Origin of the sequence: Pontivivens ytuae (assembly GCF_015679265.1) — a bacterium.
GTDB classification, from domain to species: Bacteria; Pseudomonadota; Alphaproteobacteria; order Rhodobacterales; family Rhodobacteraceae; genus Pontivivens; species Pontivivens ytuae.
Genome location: NZ_CP064942.1, coordinates 2501536 through 2518493, shown reverse-complemented (window position 1 = coordinate 2518493; position 16958 = coordinate 2501536). Strand labels below are relative to the sequence as shown.

At 65.6% G+C, this 16958-nt stretch carries 14 protein-coding genes and 1 tRNA gene; 6 read left to right on the top strand and 9 right to left on the bottom strand.

Annotated elements, in window-relative coordinates:
* Positions 1–35: 35 nt before the first annotated feature.
* On the bottom strand, positions 36–1994 hold the full coding sequence (locus tag I0K15_RS12340) for a hypothetical protein (RefSeq protein WP_196101814.1): 1959 nt from the start codon (positions 1992–1994) through the stop codon (positions 36–38).
* Positions 1995–2121: 127 nt separating this feature from the next.
* Between I0K15_RS12340 and I0K15_RS12335 the strand changes: the two genes are divergently transcribed.
* Positions 2122–2655 carry a WbuC family cupin fold metalloprotein gene (locus I0K15_RS12335; RefSeq protein WP_230374403.1) on the top strand — a complete coding sequence of 178 codons (534 nt, stop codon included), beginning with the start codon at positions 2122–2124 and terminating at the stop codon, positions 2653–2655.
* A gap of 57 nt (positions 2656–2712) precedes the next feature.
* On the top strand, positions 2713–3918 hold the full coding sequence (locus I0K15_RS12330) for a methyltransferase domain-containing protein (RefSeq protein ID WP_196101812.1): 1206 nt from the start codon (positions 2713–2715) through the stop codon (positions 3916–3918).
* Between the two features lie 64 nt (positions 3919–3982).
* Here the strand turns inward: I0K15_RS12330 and I0K15_RS12325 are convergent.
* A tRNA-Arg gene (locus tag I0K15_RS12325) sits at positions 3983–4059 on the bottom strand.
* 57 nt (positions 4060–4116) lie between these two features.
* Between I0K15_RS12325 and I0K15_RS12320 the strand changes: the two genes are divergently transcribed.
* Positions 4117–4581: a hypothetical protein gene (locus I0K15_RS12320; RefSeq protein ID WP_196101811.1), complete on the top strand. Its 465-nt coding sequence runs from the start codon at positions 4117–4119 to the stop codon at positions 4579–4581.
* Between the two features lies 1 nt (position 4582).
* On the opposite strand, the gene I0K15_RS12315 is transcribed toward I0K15_RS12320, so the two are convergent.
* The 3 genes from I0K15_RS12315 to I0K15_RS12305 all read right to left on the bottom strand — a co-directional run bounded on the left by I0K15_RS12315 (position 4583) and on the right by I0K15_RS12305 (position 5744).
* Positions 4583–4894 (bottom strand): ETC complex I subunit, encoded by a 312-nt coding sequence (locus I0K15_RS12315; RefSeq protein WP_196101810.1) that lies wholly within the window; start codon positions 4892–4894, stop codon positions 4583–4585.
* A 79-nt stretch (positions 4895–4973) separates the two neighbouring features.
* Positions 4974–5312, bottom strand: coding sequence for a TfoX/Sxy family protein (locus I0K15_RS12310; protein WP_196101809.1), 339 nt, complete (start codon positions 5310–5312; stop codon positions 4974–4976).
* A gap of 3 nt (positions 5313–5315) precedes the next feature.
* Entirely contained in the window at positions 5316–5744 is a 429-nt protein-coding gene (locus I0K15_RS12305) for a GFA family protein (RefSeq protein ID WP_196101808.1), read from the bottom strand.
* A gap of 78 nt (positions 5745–5822) precedes the next feature.
* Between I0K15_RS12305 and I0K15_RS12300 the strand changes: the two genes are divergently transcribed.
* Complete coding sequence (locus I0K15_RS12300; RefSeq protein WP_196101807.1) at positions 5823–6188, top strand: winged helix-turn-helix transcriptional regulator; 366 nt, start codon at positions 5823–5825, stop codon at positions 6186–6188.
* Between the two features lie 570 nt (positions 6189–6758).
* Complete coding sequence (gene uvrB / locus I0K15_RS12295; protein ID WP_196101806.1) at positions 6759–8960, top strand: excinuclease ABC subunit UvrB; 2202 nt, start codon at positions 6759–6761, stop codon at positions 8958–8960.
* Positions 8961–9590: 630 nt separating this feature from the next.
* Here uvrB and I0K15_RS12290 read toward each other — a convergent pair.
* From I0K15_RS12290 to I0K15_RS12280, 3 genes are all read right to left on the bottom strand, one after another.
* Entirely contained in the window at positions 9591–11465 is a 1875-nt protein-coding gene (locus tag I0K15_RS12290) for a polysaccharide biosynthesis protein (protein ID WP_196101805.1), read from the bottom strand.
* Between the two features lie 153 nt (positions 11466–11618).
* Positions 11619–12011 (bottom strand): Cu(I)-responsive transcriptional regulator, encoded by a 393-nt coding sequence (gene cueR, locus I0K15_RS12285; protein WP_196101804.1) that lies wholly within the window; start codon positions 12009–12011, stop codon positions 11619–11621.
* Positions 12008–14377 carry a heavy metal translocating P-type ATPase gene (locus I0K15_RS12280; protein ID WP_196101803.1) on the bottom strand — a complete coding sequence of 790 codons (2370 nt, stop codon included), beginning with the start codon at positions 14375–14377 and terminating at the stop codon, positions 12008–12010. The genes cueR and I0K15_RS12280 overlap by 4 nt, the downstream gene beginning before the upstream one ends.
* 149 nt (positions 14378–14526) lie before the next feature.
* Here I0K15_RS12280 and I0K15_RS12275 point away from each other — a divergent pair, with 149 nt between their 5' ends.
* The gene (locus I0K15_RS12275) at positions 14527–15450 is read left to right on the top strand and encodes a CehA/McbA family metallohydrolase (protein WP_196101802.1); all 924 of its coding nucleotides are present in this window, start codon (positions 14527–14529) and stop codon (positions 15448–15450) included.
* Positions 15451–15808: 358 nt separating this feature from the next.
* Here I0K15_RS12275 and I0K15_RS12270 read toward each other — a convergent pair whose 3' ends face one another.
* Positions 15809–16954 (bottom strand): alpha-D-ribose 1-methylphosphonate 5-triphosphate diphosphatase, encoded by a 1146-nt coding sequence (locus tag I0K15_RS12270; RefSeq protein ID WP_196101801.1) that lies wholly within the window; start codon positions 16952–16954, stop codon positions 15809–15811.
* Between the last annotated feature and the right edge of the window lie 4 nt (positions 16955–16958).

Here is a 16958-nt window from a genome sequence, read left to right as displayed (position 1 = left end):
TCTAGTCCCTTTCGGAATACCTGGCGACAGGCCGATCATGCAGCCTTGGACTTGTCAAGGCGGACAGACGTCCGCGCCGGCGTTCTGATGTTCACAAGCATTGCGCTCGCACCGGCGCGCTGGGCTGTGCCCGTAGCAGGTTGCAAGAGATTCGCACCCAGAATGAACAGAGTCGCCGCCGCGCCCGTCACAATGCCAAGAAGGCTTTTGAGCAGGCTTGAGGATCCATCGACAAAAACTGTTCGCGCAGCGACCTTCTGCACTCGGCTCATACTGGAGAGCAGATCAGAGCCGACGAAATGGGTTTCTACTTCTCCATATTTCAAGAGATCTCCAGCATCGTCAAGAAGATAGTCAAGAACCCGACGCGCAAGATCGGCCTGACTCATTCCGAGCTGTGAGTGCTCAATGAAGATTGATAGCCTCCCACCATTTACCAGAGCCTTCAACAAATGCTCTGCTTGTGAAAAAATGTAATCTGATCCTGAAATATTTGTGATTACTAATATCTCATGAAATGTTTTCTCCAAGAGATCCGCTGCAAGCTCATCAATATAGAACATCTTTGCCCCCGAGGATGCTGCGACAGCAGAGGCCCAAGATCTGATATTGCCATCAAGCACGTCGCTGCGGCTCCACATCACGCACGTATTCGCGCCGTTGGGATCAACCGAAGATTCGCGCCAGATGCGGAAGAGACGGCGAGCCTGATATCCCAGATGCCAGAGCGGATAAGGAGGTCCAGTTCGCAACACGCGGTAGATCTGTGAACGCACAAACCTGGTAAGATAGCGTACTAGTGTTGGAAAACGCCCTCCTTTGATCTTATCTGCGGTGCCGGCGACTGGCATTGCGCCGAGCTCTTCTGGCTCAATGTGATTTTTCCGCCCTTGCCAAGTCGAACGCTCCATTAAGTCTCGCCACGCCTCCACACCAAGAACCCATTGGGCGTGATGTTCGGCAGGAAGCGGATCCCGCATGCGGGCATGCAATGCATCAACAAATGCTTTTGCCTCAGTCCGGACATCATCGAGGCCGGTCGGCACCTCACCGGAGTGAAACACCACATCACAACGCGCGCAGAGGCGATGTTCTCGCGTCGTCCAGCTTTCGAGTTGCTTTACGATGCGGCTCGTATCGGCTTTTCCCCACGACACCATCTCGGCCTCCTGCTGAGACGGCTGCAGTTCCAGCATGAAGAAGGTGTCAGAGTCATCGATAACGTCGATCCGACCGGAAGGAACCATGGCCGGCGTAAATCCATAGTCGCAATATGACGAGATAGGTGCAAGAGGCACCTCTGGCCGGATCGCCAGCATGAATATCAAATGATTTCGCGCAAGCAGTGTCTGATCGTCTACGCGCCAGTAAAGCTGATTATGAGTGGAAGATGTGATTGCAGATTGTGACAACGTCTTTGCGACTACCGTCCGATGCGGGTGTTCAAGCGCTAGTCGTACGCCCTCCCGTGAAGAAAGTGACAGTATTGTTTCACCCTGGCACCGATAGCTATCGAGAAGCGGGACCACCCTTTCGGCCTTCGCCCTGAGAGAAGCGGACATTATGGCACCGGGCTCAACGCCCAGATGGGGAAGAAGAGATCGGAGGCTGCCATCGGCCAATACAAAGTCCGAGTTCATAAACACGAACCACGTATCGGTCTGCGCTGCTCCAGCGTCCATAATGCCTCGGGCATACGCGAGGGTCAGCGTAACACCGTAGAGACCGTTCGTGACCAGATCATCAATGAAGATGAAGCGGCAGGGCGCGGTCTCTCGCAGGCGCCTAACCGCCGGTTCACGATCAAATGCCTCGCTGCTTGACTGCGTCGTCATAATCACGACCTCGAGATCGACCTCCCGAACCAGCGCTGGTAGATTTCCTGGCGCAAGGAAGCTGGGCAGCGACAAGGACGCGAACTCCCGAACATAGCGTTCCCCCCATACGGCGGTGAGAAACCGGACCTTTCGTTTGGCAGAGACCTCTTCAACCAATGAATTTCTCCTGCTAAATCTCGCACTGCTTGAACGCAGAAGGGGTGTCGGTCAAGCGGTGAACTCGGAGCGTAGACTTTTCGCGGCGCCAGCCCCAACCAACGTGCGTTGAAGGTGATTGAAAGCGATGACGGGATTGCAGTATCGGCAGGTCGCGCCGGAAGTCTTTTATTCAGATGGTGGCTTTCGTGCGGTGACGGACGCCGACGTTGCGATGCTCCGATCAGCAGCTGAAACCTCACCGCGCCGTCGGGCGCGGCTGTGCCTTCATGATAGCCCGACGGACACCCAACAGGAGATGGTGATCGTCATGCACGAGGACAGCTATGTTCGTCCGCATCGTCATAGTCGCCGGGTCGAGACGCTGGGTATGATTGAAGGACACTGCACGGCGGTGCTCTTTCACGACGACGGGAGCGTATATGAACGGGCTGTCCTGAGCGCGCCGGGCGGTGGTGGCGCCTTCTTTTACAGGATGCCGACGGGTCGATATCATACTCTGCTCTTCGACACGCGCTGGACAGTCTTCGTAGAAACCACAATCGGTCCGTTCGACCCATCCGACAATGAAGGCGCGCCATGGGCGCCGGCAGAAACCGACCCAACCGCCGGCGCTGCCTTTCTTGCTCAGCTGCGAGAAACATCGCCCACCGGTGCTTGACGAAATGAAACGGCGGATGCACCAACCTTTTCAGTTTCGCTTTTTCAAAGGATCCTAATGACCTGTCTCGTCTGTGGTGCCGATACCGTCAAACAGCAACTCGATGTCGGTTCACACCCGGTCGCGTCTTTTTTCCTGCAGGAACCGAACGCGGTAGAAAAATTGCATCCTATCCGTCTGGGTCAGTGCGGCACCTGTGCCGTAGTCCAGATGATGCAGCCGGTGCCTCATCACGCTCTAATACCGCCCTACGACTGGCTATTTGCACGTGAGCCTGAAGAGCATCTCGACCAAACGGTGGAAGATATTCTCGCTTATGGGCATATAAACGCAGACAGCATCGTCTCCGGCATTAGCTACAAAGATGATACTACAATCGATCGTTTCCGCGCCAAGGGTTTCGAGAATGGATGGCGGCTGGAGCTCGAACGGGACCTAGATGTCTCGGATCCTTCTGCGAGTATCGAGACCGTGCAGAAACTCATATCATCGGATCGAGCGCGGAAGGTGGCAGAGCGGCACGGCCCAGCAGATCTCCTCATCGTTCGCCATATTATAGAGCATGCGGAGAATCTGCGCGAATTCATGGCAGGTCTCGCTGCCCTTGTAGCGCCGAATGGGTTGCTGATGCTCGAGATTCCGGACTGCGCGGCGAACCTTTGTAATGCTGACTACTGCATGGTTTGGGAGGAGCATTCGCTGTACTTTACCCCGGAGACATTCGCGCTCGTGCCCACATTGGGCGGGTTTGAGACGCTTCGCCTCGATGTCCATCCACGACCTTTCGAGAATTCCATCGTCTTAATCGCACGAAAGACAGGTGCACCAGGTGACGTGCTGCCAACCTCCGCTGCGCTCGAACAGGCTGACTTACTTGCGCGCTACGCGGCTAGCTATCCTGTGACAAAGATCGAACTGCGTCGCCATCTGGAAAAATATCGCGACGTAAAAGGGCGGATCGCTTTGTTCGGTGCGGGGCATCTTGCGCACGCCTTCGCTAATTTCATAGACGTAGCGGATCTCATCGACTTTGTGGCCGACGACACTCCTCAAAAACAAGGTAAATTCCTACCAGGCGCCCGCCTGCCGATCCGACCCTCAGCTGCATTGCTTGATGACGGAGTGACGCTCTGTCTCCTCGCGCTGTCTATCAACAACGAGGATGCCGTAATCAGTCGCAACCGGGCCTTTGTCGACTCTGGAGGAACTTTCCGCTCCATTTTCCGCTCCAGTCCTCGCTCTATCTTCGCTTACGACTGGTAGCACAGCGGCTGTGTCCATGCATGTCGCTCTAAAACATTGAGAAATGAGGCCTAGGAAAGATCTTTGGCGACCCCTGGAGGATTCGAACCCCCGACCTGATGATTAGAAGTCACCTGCTCTATCCAGCTGAGCTAAGGGGCCGCGGCGGCGTCAGTGATCCGATATCGGGGCGAGGCTGTCCATGCTAAAACCGCGCCCATGATCCGCACACGCCTGATTTTCATCATCCTCGCCGTATCCGCCGCCGCCTTCGGCTGGCAGGCCCTGCAACCCGTCGGCCCAGCGGAGGGCATCCGGCTGAGCTTCCCGCTCGACGGCACCCGGATGAGCATGGTTCCACCCCGCGGCGCGCGCCTGATCGAGGGCGATCCGGTGCAGGTCGTCCTCGGCGCCACCACCCGCACCCCGCATGTCATGGAGCTCCACCGGGGCAACCCGCAGCACACCCATCCCGACAGCACCCGCCTCGCCAATGGCAGGCTGCACTACACGGTCGAAGATCACGAAGGGGGATCGGGCGGCGCCTACGCGACCCTGAGCGGCGACATCCAGCTTGACGACACCGACATCACCATCGGCGTGACCTGCACCGCGCAGTCGGAGTTCACGCCCGAGCCGCGCTGGTGCCTGCCCTATCTCGCGAGCCTGAGGCCCGGCCGCTAGCTCAGTGGGTCCACGCGCCCCGGCGGTCGTGGGCGAAGTTGTCGCCGTAGCCCCGCGCCCGCACGTTGGGGCGGCGCGTCTTGGGCTCCTGCACCTGGAAGGGCAGACCGTGGCGGCGGGCATATTCCACCGCCGCGTCCTTGGTCTCGAAGGTCAGCTGGATCTGCCCACGCGTGTCGCCCGAGCCGTGCCAGCCCATCAGCGGGTCGATGCGCTTGGCCTCCTCCGCCTCGAACTCCAGCACCCAGTGCTGCGTGTTGGCGGTGCCGGACGACATGGCGGTCTTGGCGGGCTGGTAGATACGGGCGAACATCGTCTGAAACGTCCTTCGAAGGGCGGTTTTCCGGCCCCGGTTATATGAGAAACCGCCCCGCCGCGCAAGGGCCGCCCGCTCACTTCGGCGGCAGCGTCCGGGCGAAGTCGAGCGCGCGGGCCGTCCAGTCGCGCAGGGCCGCCGCGTCGCAGGCCCCGGCCGCCACGAAGATCAGCCCGCCCATGCGCCGCCCGCCGAGGATCGCGGGCTCGGCCCCCGGCTGCGCCAATGCGTCGTCCTGCGCCGCCTTGCCCACGCGGAACATGAACCGGCCGTCCCCGTCGCCGAGGTCCGCGCAGCCCACCATGTTCCCGTCCAGAAAGAAGCACACGGCGCCCATCATCGGCTTTTCGGAGATGCCCTCGTGCCCCTCCAGCGCCGCGCGCAGCCGCGCCTCGGTCTCGGGCGAGCGCGCCATGGATCAGCGCATCGCCGCGGCGAAGTCGAGCTCGCCCGGAAAGACCGGATGGCTGTCGTCGATATGCGCCCAGCCCGGCGCGCGCGAGGCGAAGACGGTCATGGCGGGCGCGATGAGCTCCGGATCGTCGAGGCTGGAGGCGCGCAGGAACACCATGCCCGGCATCGCCGCATTGCGCGACAGCACCGCCGCGCCACATTCCGGACAGAACCCGCGGGAGACGATGTTGCCGCTGTCCGCGGGCTTGTCGAAGAAGCGCAACTCGCCCGACAGCTCCACATCCGCCTCCTTCATCGCGACATGGGTGCCGTGGCTGGTGCCGCTCGCGCGCCGGCAGTCGGTGCAGAAGCAGTGACCGGCCGCCGCGATCTCGCCCCCGGTCCGGTAGCGGACTGCGCCGCACAGGCATCCGCCCTCGAGTGTCGTCGCCATGAGTCGCCTCCCATCCGTTGACCTTCTGGTTGGATGGTCCCATAGTCACTTGCAACTTGCAAATTACAAGCGAATTCCGTGACCGACCACCGCTCCGCCTGCCCCATCGCCAGCACGCTCGACATCGTCGGCGACAAGTGGACGCTCGTCATCGTGCGCGACATGCTGAACGGAAAGTCCCGCTACGGCGAGCTTCTCGACGGGCCGGAGCGGATCGCGACCACCGTCCTCGGCGACCGCCTGCGCCGGATGGAGGAGGCGGGCCTCGTGCGCAAACGCCTCTACCAGGAACGGCCGAAGCGCTACGCCTACGAACTGACCGAGATGGGTCGCGCCCTGCACCCCGTGCTGCAGGAGATGTGCCGCTTCGCCAATGTCCACCTGCCCGGAACATGGGCGGCGCCGGAGCACTTCATGCGTCCGATCGGTCGGGGTGAGGACTAGGGGATCAAGCTGCGGTCGTCGGCCCCGAACTGGGAGCGAGGGGTGGGTGGGTGGTCCGTCCAGCGCCGACGACACAGCTGCTTGCCCGAATGAACGTAGCCGCAGGGTTCCCTATGGCAAACAGGAAAGCCCATAAATATCGGCGCTTTATTCCCGAAGCACCGCGCCCGCCGTTAAACTTGCCTTAACGATTGGAGGCCGGAAGCCCACCCCATTTTCCCGCAGAGCGGGAGCCCGTCAGCGCTGGCAACCGCACCGGTTTTGCGATGACACCGGAGGATGAGCTTGTGCAGGACGTGACACCCATAGCGGATGCGATCCTGCCACACGACGTCTCCACCTTTATCGCAGCGTCATCGGATCGAGGCTCCCCCTAGCACCACCGCAAAAGACAAAACCCAGCAACTTCACTCACCACGGCAGCATTCTCCCAGCCCCCACCGCGCCCCGATCCCGGAGCTACCCTCCTGACACAACCCTGTCAGGGCGCGACGGCGGCGCATCTTGAACCTCCCTCCCACGGTCGCACATGTTGCGGCTGAGGGCGCGACCGCCCCGCGAGGACGATCCATGGCCGACACCGACACGCTCACCGAACCTGACATGCAGATGCGCGCCCCCGAGCGCCGGGAAAAGCTCGAGGGCGGCAAGCGCTTCGTCATGAATACCGAGTTCAAGCCGGCGGGCGACCAGCCCACCGCGATCGAGGAGCTGTCGGCCGGTGTCCTCAACGGCGAGCAGGACCAGGTGCTGCTGGGTGCGACCGGCACCGGCAAGACCTTCACCATGGCCAAGGTGATCGAGGAGACGCAGCGCCCCGCCATCATCCTCGCCCCCAACAAGACGCTTGCCGCCCAGCTCTATGGCGAGTTCAAGGGCTTCTTCCCCGAGAACGCGGTGGAGTACTTCGTCAGCTACTACGACTACTACCAGCCGGAGGCCTACGTCCCGCGGTCGGACACGTATATCGAGAAGGAAAGCCAGATCAACGAGCAGATCGACCGGATGCGCCACTCGGCCACCCGGGCCCTGCTCGAACGCGACGACGTGGTGATCGTCGCCTCCGTCTCCTGCATCTACGGCATCGGCTCGGTCGAGACCTACGGGGCGATGACCCAGGACCTCGTGACCGGGAAGGAGTACGACCAGCGCAAGGTCATGGCCGACCTCGTCGCCCAGCAATACCGCCGCAACGACCAGGCGTTCCAGCGCGGATCCTTCCGCGTGCGCGGCGACAGCCTCGAAATCTGGCCCGCCCACCTCGATGATCGCGCGTGGAAGCTCTCCTTCTTCGGGGAGGAGCTCGAAACTCTCACCGAGTTCGACCCCCTGACGGGCGAGAAGACCGGCGTGATGGAAAAGGTGCGCGTCTACGCCAACTCCCACTACGTCACGCCGCGCCCGACGATGAACCAGGCCATCCAGGGCATCAAGAAGGAGCTGAAGCAGCGCCTCGACCAGCTCGTGAACGAGGGCAAGCTGCTGGAGGCCCAGCGCCTCGAACAGCGCACGAACTTCGACCTGGAGATGCTGGAGGCGACCGGCGTCTGCAACGGAATCGAGAACTACTCCCGCTACCTCACCGGCCGCGCGCCGGGGGAGCCGCCGCCCACGCTCTTCGAATACATCCCCGACAACGCCATCGTCTTCGCCGACGAGAGCCACGTCTCGGTCCCTCAGATCGGCGGCATGTACAAGGGAGACTACCGGCGCAAGTTCACGCTGGCCGAGCACGGCTTCCGCCTGCCCTCGTGCATGGACAACCGCCCGCTGAAGTTCGAGGAGTGGGACGCGATGCGCCCCCAGTCGGTCTTCGTCTCCGCCACCCCGGCGGCGTGGGAGCTGGAACAGGCCGGCGGTGTCTTCATCGAGCAGGTGATCCGCCCCACCGGCCTCCTCGATCCGGAGGTCGAGATCCGACCCGTCGAGATGCAGGTCGACGACCTCCTCGACGAGATTCGCAGGACGGCCGAGAAGGGCTTTCGCGTCCTCGCCACCGTGCTCACCAAGCGCATGGCCGAGGACCTCACCGAATACCTGCACGAGCAGGGCGTGAGGGTGCGCTACATGCACTCCGACATCGACACGGTGGAGCGGATCGAGATCCTGCGCGACCTGCGCCTCGGCGCCTTCGACGTGCTGGTGGGCATCAACCTGCTACGCGAGGGTCTCGACATTCCCGAATGCGGGTTGGTCGCCATCCTGGATGCGGACAAGGAGGGGTTCCTGCGCTCCGAGACCTCCCTGATCCAGACCATCGGCCGCGCCGCGCGCAACGCCGAGGGCCGGGTCATCATGTATGCCGACCGCATCACCGGCTCGATGGAACGCGCGATCGGCGAGACCAACCGCCGCCGCGAAAAGCAGAAGGCCTATAACGAAGAGCACGGCATCACGCCCGAGACGGTGAAGAAGAACGTCGAGGATATCCTCGCCGGTCTCTACCAGGGCGACACGGATCAGAGCCGCGTGACCGCCACGCTCGACGCGGCCCCCAAGGTAGGCGACAACCTCGCCGCCCATCTCGACGGCCTGCGCAAGGAGATGCTGAAGGCCGCCGAGAACCTCGAGTTCGAGGAGGCCGCCCGCCTGCGCGACGAAGTCAAGCGGCTGGAGGCCGTGGACATGGCCGTCGCCGACGATCCGCTGGCCCGCCAATCCGCCATCGAGGAGGCGGTCGAGACCGCGCAGAAGACCAAGGGCCGCTCCACCGCGGGCCGCGGCGGCACCCGCGCCTACAAGGGCAAGTCAAAGCCGAAATTCGGACGGTGATCGCCCGCGCCTAAGGCTTCCTGCACCCTTTCCGCGCTTCGGAGGCGCATCGCCACCAGAGCGTGAGGGAGAGATCGGAGTACACAGCTCAGACGGCCCCTCGCACTCGGCTTTCTCGGACAGGTCCCCGCCGCGATGACCCAGTTCGACACGCGGCCCCTGTTTGCGGAGGGGAAATGGCGGGACACCCCACCCATGACTGCGGCTGCGGCACCCGCGACCTCTGATGCGCAGCGGAGACGGGCAACGGCACCGATCTGGGCTTCGCCTTGGTCGCCACCGGCATCGCGGAAACTCGCTCTTCGTCCTCAACCCGAACTGGGACCTGCGGGCGCGCCCAGTGCGCTTCATGGTCGATGTCGACTACGCGCGCTGGACCACAGACGGGCAGGTGGAGGGGCATGCCGTCAGGGTCGGTCTCGCGTGATCGGATGACGGCGTCCGCTTCATAGCGCAACTCATGGCCGGCAGCGCGGTCGCCATCTGCAACGACGCGGGCGCGCACCTCACAACTCTCTCCCTCGACGGCTCGGCCGCTGCCCTCAGGGCCTTCGCCGCGTGCTGTCGGCAGCATCTCCGCCACCCGGGCGGATCCGTTCAGCGTCAGCGCCGATTCCTTCTGAGCCGGGACTACTCCGCGCTCAGGATCTCCGGCGCGTGGTAGCCGCTTACCAGCGTGCAGATGCCATCCACCACCGCCTCAGCGTTCCCGGCCAGCACATCGGCTTCCAGCCGGTCGAGGCGGGGGCGCAGGTCGGAGAGCCGCAGCGTCTCCGGCTCGGCAATGAAGATGTCGCGGTCGTTCAGCCGGGTCAGCGCCTCGCCGTCATAGAACAGCTCTTCTTCCAGCTTTTCACCCGGCCGCGGGCCAGAGATCACGATGGGGATGTCCACGTCGGGCTCAAGTCCCGCCAAGCGGATCATCTGACGCGCGAGCTCGATGATCTTCACCGGCTTGCCCATGTCGAGCACGAAGAGCGAAGCGCGCGCCGCCGGGTCCGCGCGGTAACCGTAGCGAAACGCCTCCAGCACCAGCGATACCGCCTCCGGGATCGTCATGAAGAAGCGGGTCATGTCGGGGTGGGTCACCGTCACCGGCCCGCCTGCCTCGATCTGCTTCTTGAAGAGTGGCACGACCGACCCGCTCGACCCCAGCACATTGCCGAAGCGCACGGCGACGAAGCGCGTCGCGCCCTGCCGCCCCCGGCCCGCATCGTCGAGCGCCTGGCAATACATCTCCGCCACCCGCTTGGTGCAGCCCATGAAGTTCGTCGGGTTAACCGCCTTGTCCGTGGAGATCAGCACGAAGCCGCGCACGCCGCTCGCCACGCTGGCATCCGCCACGTTCCGCGTCCCGGCGACGTTGGTCCGCACCCCCTCGCCCGGATCGGCCTCGACGATAGGCACATGCTTCATGGCGGCGGCGTGGAAGACGAAGTCCGGATGCTCCTGGGCTATGATGCGGTGGATCCGCGCCCGGTCACGCACATCGGCATAGACGGTATGCAGTTCCCCTCCGGCCATGCGCGCGCGGACGTCCATCTCCGCGGCGTATAGGTTAAGCTCACTCATATCGAGGATCGTCAGGCGCGCCGGACCCACGGCCGCGATCTGCCGGCAAAGCTCCGACCCGATGGAGCCGCCCCCACCCGTCACCAGCACCCGCCGTCCGCGCAGCAACTCCAGATCATCGGGCCCAAGTAGGCCGGAGACGTCGCGAAACAGCAGATCCTCGACCTGCACGGGCACGATGCTGACCCGGTCGCTCTCCGGCGCGCCGAGCGCTAGGGGGCGGTCCGCGACGCGGGCGATGGGGATCCGGTGGGCGCGTGCCACCTTCAGAAGCTCGCCATCGCGGGCGCGCAGACGCTCCACGGCTCGCTCGCCGGTGACGATCAGCCGCGTCGGATGCACACCGACCCGTCGCAGCCCCTGAAGCACATCATCGAGCGCATCGATCTGACCCAGAACCGGCACGTCGAAGATCGAGTGGCCCGAGTTCCGCGCGCTCCGCGACAGGATGCCGACAGGATGAAACGCCGCCTGCCCGTCGAAGATCTGCCGCACGAAGCTCTCCGCCGCCATGCCGTCCCCGAGGATCAGCACCGGCGGCAGCTCCACGGTCGAGCGTCGATGGCCTGAGCGCCAAAGCGCATAGTGCCGGTACGCGAACCGCATACCGACGAAAAAGGCGAGCTGGATGAACCAGTAGATCACCACGATCGAGCGCGGCAGGGGATACGCCCGCCCCAGCACGAAGCTGAGCACGATCAGTCCCAGCGAGATCGCGCTCGCCGCAACGATCAATCGGTTCACATCGCGAGAGGACAGATGTCGCCACAACCCGCGCCCGAGCTTCAGGAAGTGCGCCGCGACGAAGTAAAGGATGGTGGCGAAGACGACGGTGGCCTGGAACGTGCCGCCATACCGGCCCAGCATCGGATCGAGCAGTCGTAGCCAGAACGCCAGATATACCGCCAGGGACACCGAAACGGTGTCGAACATGTAGACCAGTATGGTCCGGTGACCCGGAAGCGAAAAAAACCAACCCCTCATTTTGCCGTGTTACATCACACCCGCGCGAGGGACCAGATGACGGTTTCGTCACTGTTGCGGAATAGCCCACATAGTCCCTTCGAATTGTATGGAATCCGAAGCTCAGCCCTCCGGCCCTGCGAGATCGGCGAGGATCGGGCAGTCGGGCCGGTCGTCGCCGGCGCAGGCTTTGACAAGCGTCGTCAGGGTGCCGCGCATCGCCTCGAGATCCGCGATGCGCCGCTCGATCTCCGCCAGGTGATCCTGCGCGATCCGGCGGACATCGGCGCTCGCCCGCGCCCGATCCTCCCACAAGGCCAACAGGTTGCGGCAATCCTCCACCGTGAAGCCGAGCGCCCGTGCGCGGCCGATGAAGGTGAGCTTGTGCAGGTCGCTCTCCTCGAAGGCGCGGTAGCCGTTGGGGTCGCGTGCCGGGCGGATCAGCCCGATCTCCTCGTAGTAACGGATCGTCTTCGGGGGCAAGCCGGAGCGGCGGGCCACCTCGCCGATATTCATGCCCCCGCCCCCTTCAACCGCAGTGCATTGGTAACGACGAAGACGCTCGACAGCGCCATCGCCGCGGCCGCCAGCATGGGTGACAGCAACAGCCCCGTCACCGGGTAGAGCACGCCCGCCGCCACGGGGATCAGCAGTACGTTGTAGCCGAAGGCCCAGACGAGGTTCTGGCGGATGTTGCGCATGGTCCGGCGGCTGATCTCCAGCGCGCGGGGCACGCCGTGCAGGCGGCCGGACATCAGCACGACCTCCGCCGCGCCGATCGCGACGTCCGTGCCGGAGCCAAGCGCGATGCCCACATCCGCTGCGGCGAGCGCGGGCGCATCATTGATCCCGTCGCCGACGAAGGCCACCCGGCCGTCGCGGCGCAGGCCCTCGATCACGGCGAGCTTGTCCGCCGGAAGCTGTTCGGCGACGACCTCGCGAATGCCCAGCTCGGCCGCCACCGCTTCCGCCGTCGCGCGGGCGTCACCTGTGACAAGAACAGGCCGGATACCCAGATCCTGTAACATGTCGAGCGCCGCCCGCGCTTCCGGCTTCACGGGGTCGGAGACGGTGATCCGCGCCGCCGCCCGCCCGTCGATCGCGACATGGATCGGAGCGTCACCTTCCACAGCGATCCCCTCCTCCGCCATGAACCGGGCCGAGCCGATCAGGACGCGCCGCCCGGCGACCTCGGCCCGGACGCCGCGGCCCTCGACCGCCTCGAACTGCTCCACCGGCGGCAGGTCGAGGGCCCCGGCGCGGGCGACGATGGCGCGGGCCAGCGGATGCTCCGACTTCGCCTCCACCGCGGTGGCGAGGCGCAGCACCTCCTCCTCCGCAAAGCCGGGGGCGAGGTCGAAGCCCGTGACCTCCGGCCGCCCTTCGGTCAGCGTCCCGGTCTTGTCGAAGGCGACCACGTCGACGGAGCCCAGCGATTGCAGGGCATCGCCGCCGCGAAACAGCACGCCGAGCTCCGCCGCGCGACCCGTGCCCACCATGATCGAGGTCGGCGTGGCGAGACCCATGGCGCAGGGGCAGGCAACGATCAGCACCGAGACCGCGGCGATCAGCGCCAGCGCCGGATCGTCCGAGAGGACCAGCCACGCCCCCAGCGTCACCGCCGCCACCGCCAGCACCGCCGGAACGAAGCGCAGCGCGATCCGGTTCACGAGGTCCTGCACCGGCAGCCGGGCGCCCTGCGCGGCGGAGACCATGCGCACGATCTGCGCCAGCGCCGTCTCCTCCCCCACGCGGGTCGCGCGAAAACTGAAGGCGCCGGTGCCGTTGACCGTACCGCCGACGACCGGATCGCCGGGAACGCGGGAGACGGGGTTGGGCTCGCCGGTCATCATGCTCTCATCGACGCGGGAGCGGCCCTCGACCACCTCGCCATCGACCGGGATGCTCTCACCAGGACGGACATGGACGATGTCGCCGGGCCGGACCTCGGCCAGCGGCAGCTCGACCACCGCGCCGTTGCGCTCGACCCGCGCCGTGGCGGGGCGCAGGGCCATCAGCTCGCGGATCGCCGCCCCGGCCCGACCCTTGGCCCGCGCCTCCATCCACCGGCCGAGCAGGATCAGCGTCACGATCACCGCAGCGGCCTCGAAATAGACGCCGCGGCTCGCCTCCGGCAGCAGACCGGGCGCGAGCGTGACCACGGTGGAGAAGCCCCAGGCCGCCCCCGTCCCGATCGCCACGAGGCTGTTCATATCCGGCGCCCCGATCCTCAGCGCCCGCAGCCCGCGGGTGAAGAACAGGCGCCCCGGCCCGGCGAGGACCAGCGTCGTAAGCACGAGCTGGATCCACCAGTTCGTCCGCATCCCCAGCGTGCCCATGATCCAGTCGTGCAGGGCGGGGATCATGTGGCCGCCCATCGCCAGCGCGAAGACCGGCGCGGTGAGGACTGCCGCGAGGATCGTCTGCCGCCGCAGCGCCGCCGTCTCGTCATCCTGCTCCGGCGGCGGGTCGGTGGCCTCGCGCGCGCCGTAGCCGGCCTGCTCGACCGCGCGGCGCAGATCGCTGCCGATCCCCTCGGCCCCGCTGATCCGCGCCGTGCCGTCGGCGAAGTTGACCCGGGCCGTGACGACGCCCGGAACCGCCGCCAGCGCCCGCTCGACCCGCGCGGCGCATCCGGCACAGGTCATACCCTCGAGCGCGAGGCGATACTCCGTCAGCTCCGCCTCGAAACCCGCCGCCGCCAACGCCGGAGGCAGATCCGTCGCCGCGACCTGTCCCGAGACATGGGCAGTGCCGGTGGCGAGGTTCACACGCGCGCTCTCCACCCCCGCCACGGCGCGCAAGGCATCCTCGGCCCGCGCGACGCAGGAGCCGCAATGCAGTCCGCCCACGCTCAACGTGAATTCGGCGCGATCGCCCATGTGCCACCTCCAATCGTTCCCAGAGATAGGGGTTCCAGTCACGGGAAGGTCAAGGGTCCACAGGGTGGAAGCGGGCGGCGCCGGGCTCGACTCGGTCGCCGCCGCAGGTTTCAAATCAAGGACATACCGCCGGATTTCGGGAGCACGCCATGACCGATCCCGCCTTCACCACGCCGGGCCGCTTCTGGCGCGGCAACCTGCACACCCATTCCAACCGCTCGGACGGGGCGCTGGAGCCGGCGGAGGTCTGTCGCCGCTACCGGGCGGAGGGCTACGACTTCATTGCGCTGACCGACCATTTCGTGGGGCTCTTCGGCTATCCGATCGTGGACACGACGGGGTTCCGCGGCGAAGGTTTCACCACGATCCTCGGCGCGGAGCTGCATTCGGGCGCGATGGAGAACGGCGAGCTCTGGCACCTGCTCGCCGTCGGCCTGCCGCCGGACTTCGCGCCGCCCGACGCGCCGCATTTCCACCCGGTGGAGGGGCAGGAGAGCGGGGCAGAGCTCGCCGCCCGCGCTCGCGCCGCCGGGGCGTTTGTCGCCGTGGCGCATCCGGAGTGGTCCGGGCTGACCCATGCGGACGCGATGGGGATCGAGGCGGCGCACGCGGTCGAGATCTACAACCACGGCTGTGCGGTGGGGGCGGACCGGCCCCACGGCTTCCATACGCTCGACAGGATGCTGGAGGCGGGGCGGCGGCTCACGCTGATCGCGACCGACGACGCGCATTTCACCGAGCCCGATCATTTCGGCGGCTGGGTGATGGTGAAGGCGGAGGAAAATACGCCGGACGCCCTGCTCGCGGCGCTGAAGGCGGGGGCGTTCTACAGCTCGACCGGGCCGGAGATCCACGAGGTCGCGTGGGAGGAAAAGCGCGTCGTCGTCCGCCATTCGGAGGCGGCGAGCGTCGTGGTGCTGGGACGCGGAAGTGCGGCGCGGGCGATCCATGGCGAGGGCATCACCGAGACGGTCGTGCCCTACGACCGGGTCGGCGGATCGCCCTGGCGGCGGCTCACGGTGATGGATGCGCGCGGCAGGCGGGCCTGGACGAACCCGGTTTGGGTTGGGTGAGGGCTGTCTTGCAGGGCTCGCGCCCTTCATTTCTCGGAGCCCCGAGAGCTAGCGCTGTTAATCGTCAGAACTGTGCGATGAGGGCAGCGCCCGACCCTGGGTGGGCGCGGCGGACCGACGGTACGGCTTGAAACCTTGAAACATTCGAGACAGGAAGCGCCGCTTGATCCGTTGCAGAAGCGCCCTCCCGTGGGGAGGGTCGGGCGCTGCCCGGCCTATTCGCCGGGCGGGACAGTGCTTCAAAGCGATACCGCCCCGGACTTGATCCGGGGTCTTTCGCAGCGGAGTGCTTCGGGGGCAGAAGGTCCCGGCGCTTCGGCCGGGACGGTGGCTCTTCTCGCAGCCGCCCCAGACCCCCTCACGCCACCTGCCGGCCCTGGCTCCAGACGCCGCGCACCACGGGCGTGCCGCCTTCGCGCTCGCGGAACCGCACGAGGTCTGCGCGCAGGCCCGGCGCGAGCCGCCCCCGGTCGTCCAGCCCCACAGCCGCCGCCGGAGCCGATGTCACCGTGGCCAGCGCCCGCGCCATGTCGTCCCAGAGCGCGCCGAGCCGCGCCGCCGCCAGCAGCAGCGCCGCGGGCACGTAGTCCGAGGAGAGGATGTCGAGCAGCCCCGCTTCCGCCAGCTCGCCCGCCGCGACGTTCCCCGAATGCGACCCGCCGCGGATCACGTTGGGCGCGCCCATCATCACTGCGATCCCGTGGTCTCGGCAGGCCTGCGCCGCCGCGCGCGACGTCGGAAACTCCGCGAGCTGGATGCCGTGCCGCGCCGACTCCTCCACATGCGCCACGTCCGTATCGTCATGGCTCGCGAGCACCGCGCCGCAGACCCGCGCGGCCTCCAGCGCCGCCGCCTCGTTGCGCGCGCCGTGCTCCGCCTTCACCGCGTAGAGCCGCGCCACATGCTCGTCGAAGCCCGCCTCGTCGAGGTTGTTCTTGCCCATCACGTAGGTCTTGAGCTGGCCGATATCGCGGAACTGCCGCTGACCGGGCGTGTGGTCCATCAGGCTGAGGAGCCCCACCCGATCCTCCGGCCCGAACTCGGCCAGCTCCTCGACCAGCGTTTCGGAGCAGATCTCGGCCCGCAGATGCAGGAAGTGGCTGATCTTGAAGACGCCGGCGGCGCGCAGCGCCAGCATCTCGCGCGAGAGGTCGCGGGCATATTGCAGGTAGCGGCCCTTGCCCTTCGGAATGGAGCCCACCCGCATCGCGTCGAAGACGGTGGTGATCCCGGTCCCGGCAAGCTCCGCATCATGGGCGAGCAAGGCCGCCTCATGCGGCCAGTTCACGCCGGGGCGCGGGGTCATGTGGCGCTCCAGGTTGTCGGTGTGCAGCTCGATCAGCCCCGGTGCCACCCAGTCGCCGCCGCAATCCACCGCGCCCTCGGGCACCGCGGCGTCGAAATCGAGGCCCGCGATCTTGCCGTCCTCGACCGTCACCCGGCCGGTCCGGGTCTCGTCATCGAGGATGAGCGTGGCATTGGCGAGAACGAGATCCTGTGTCACGAGA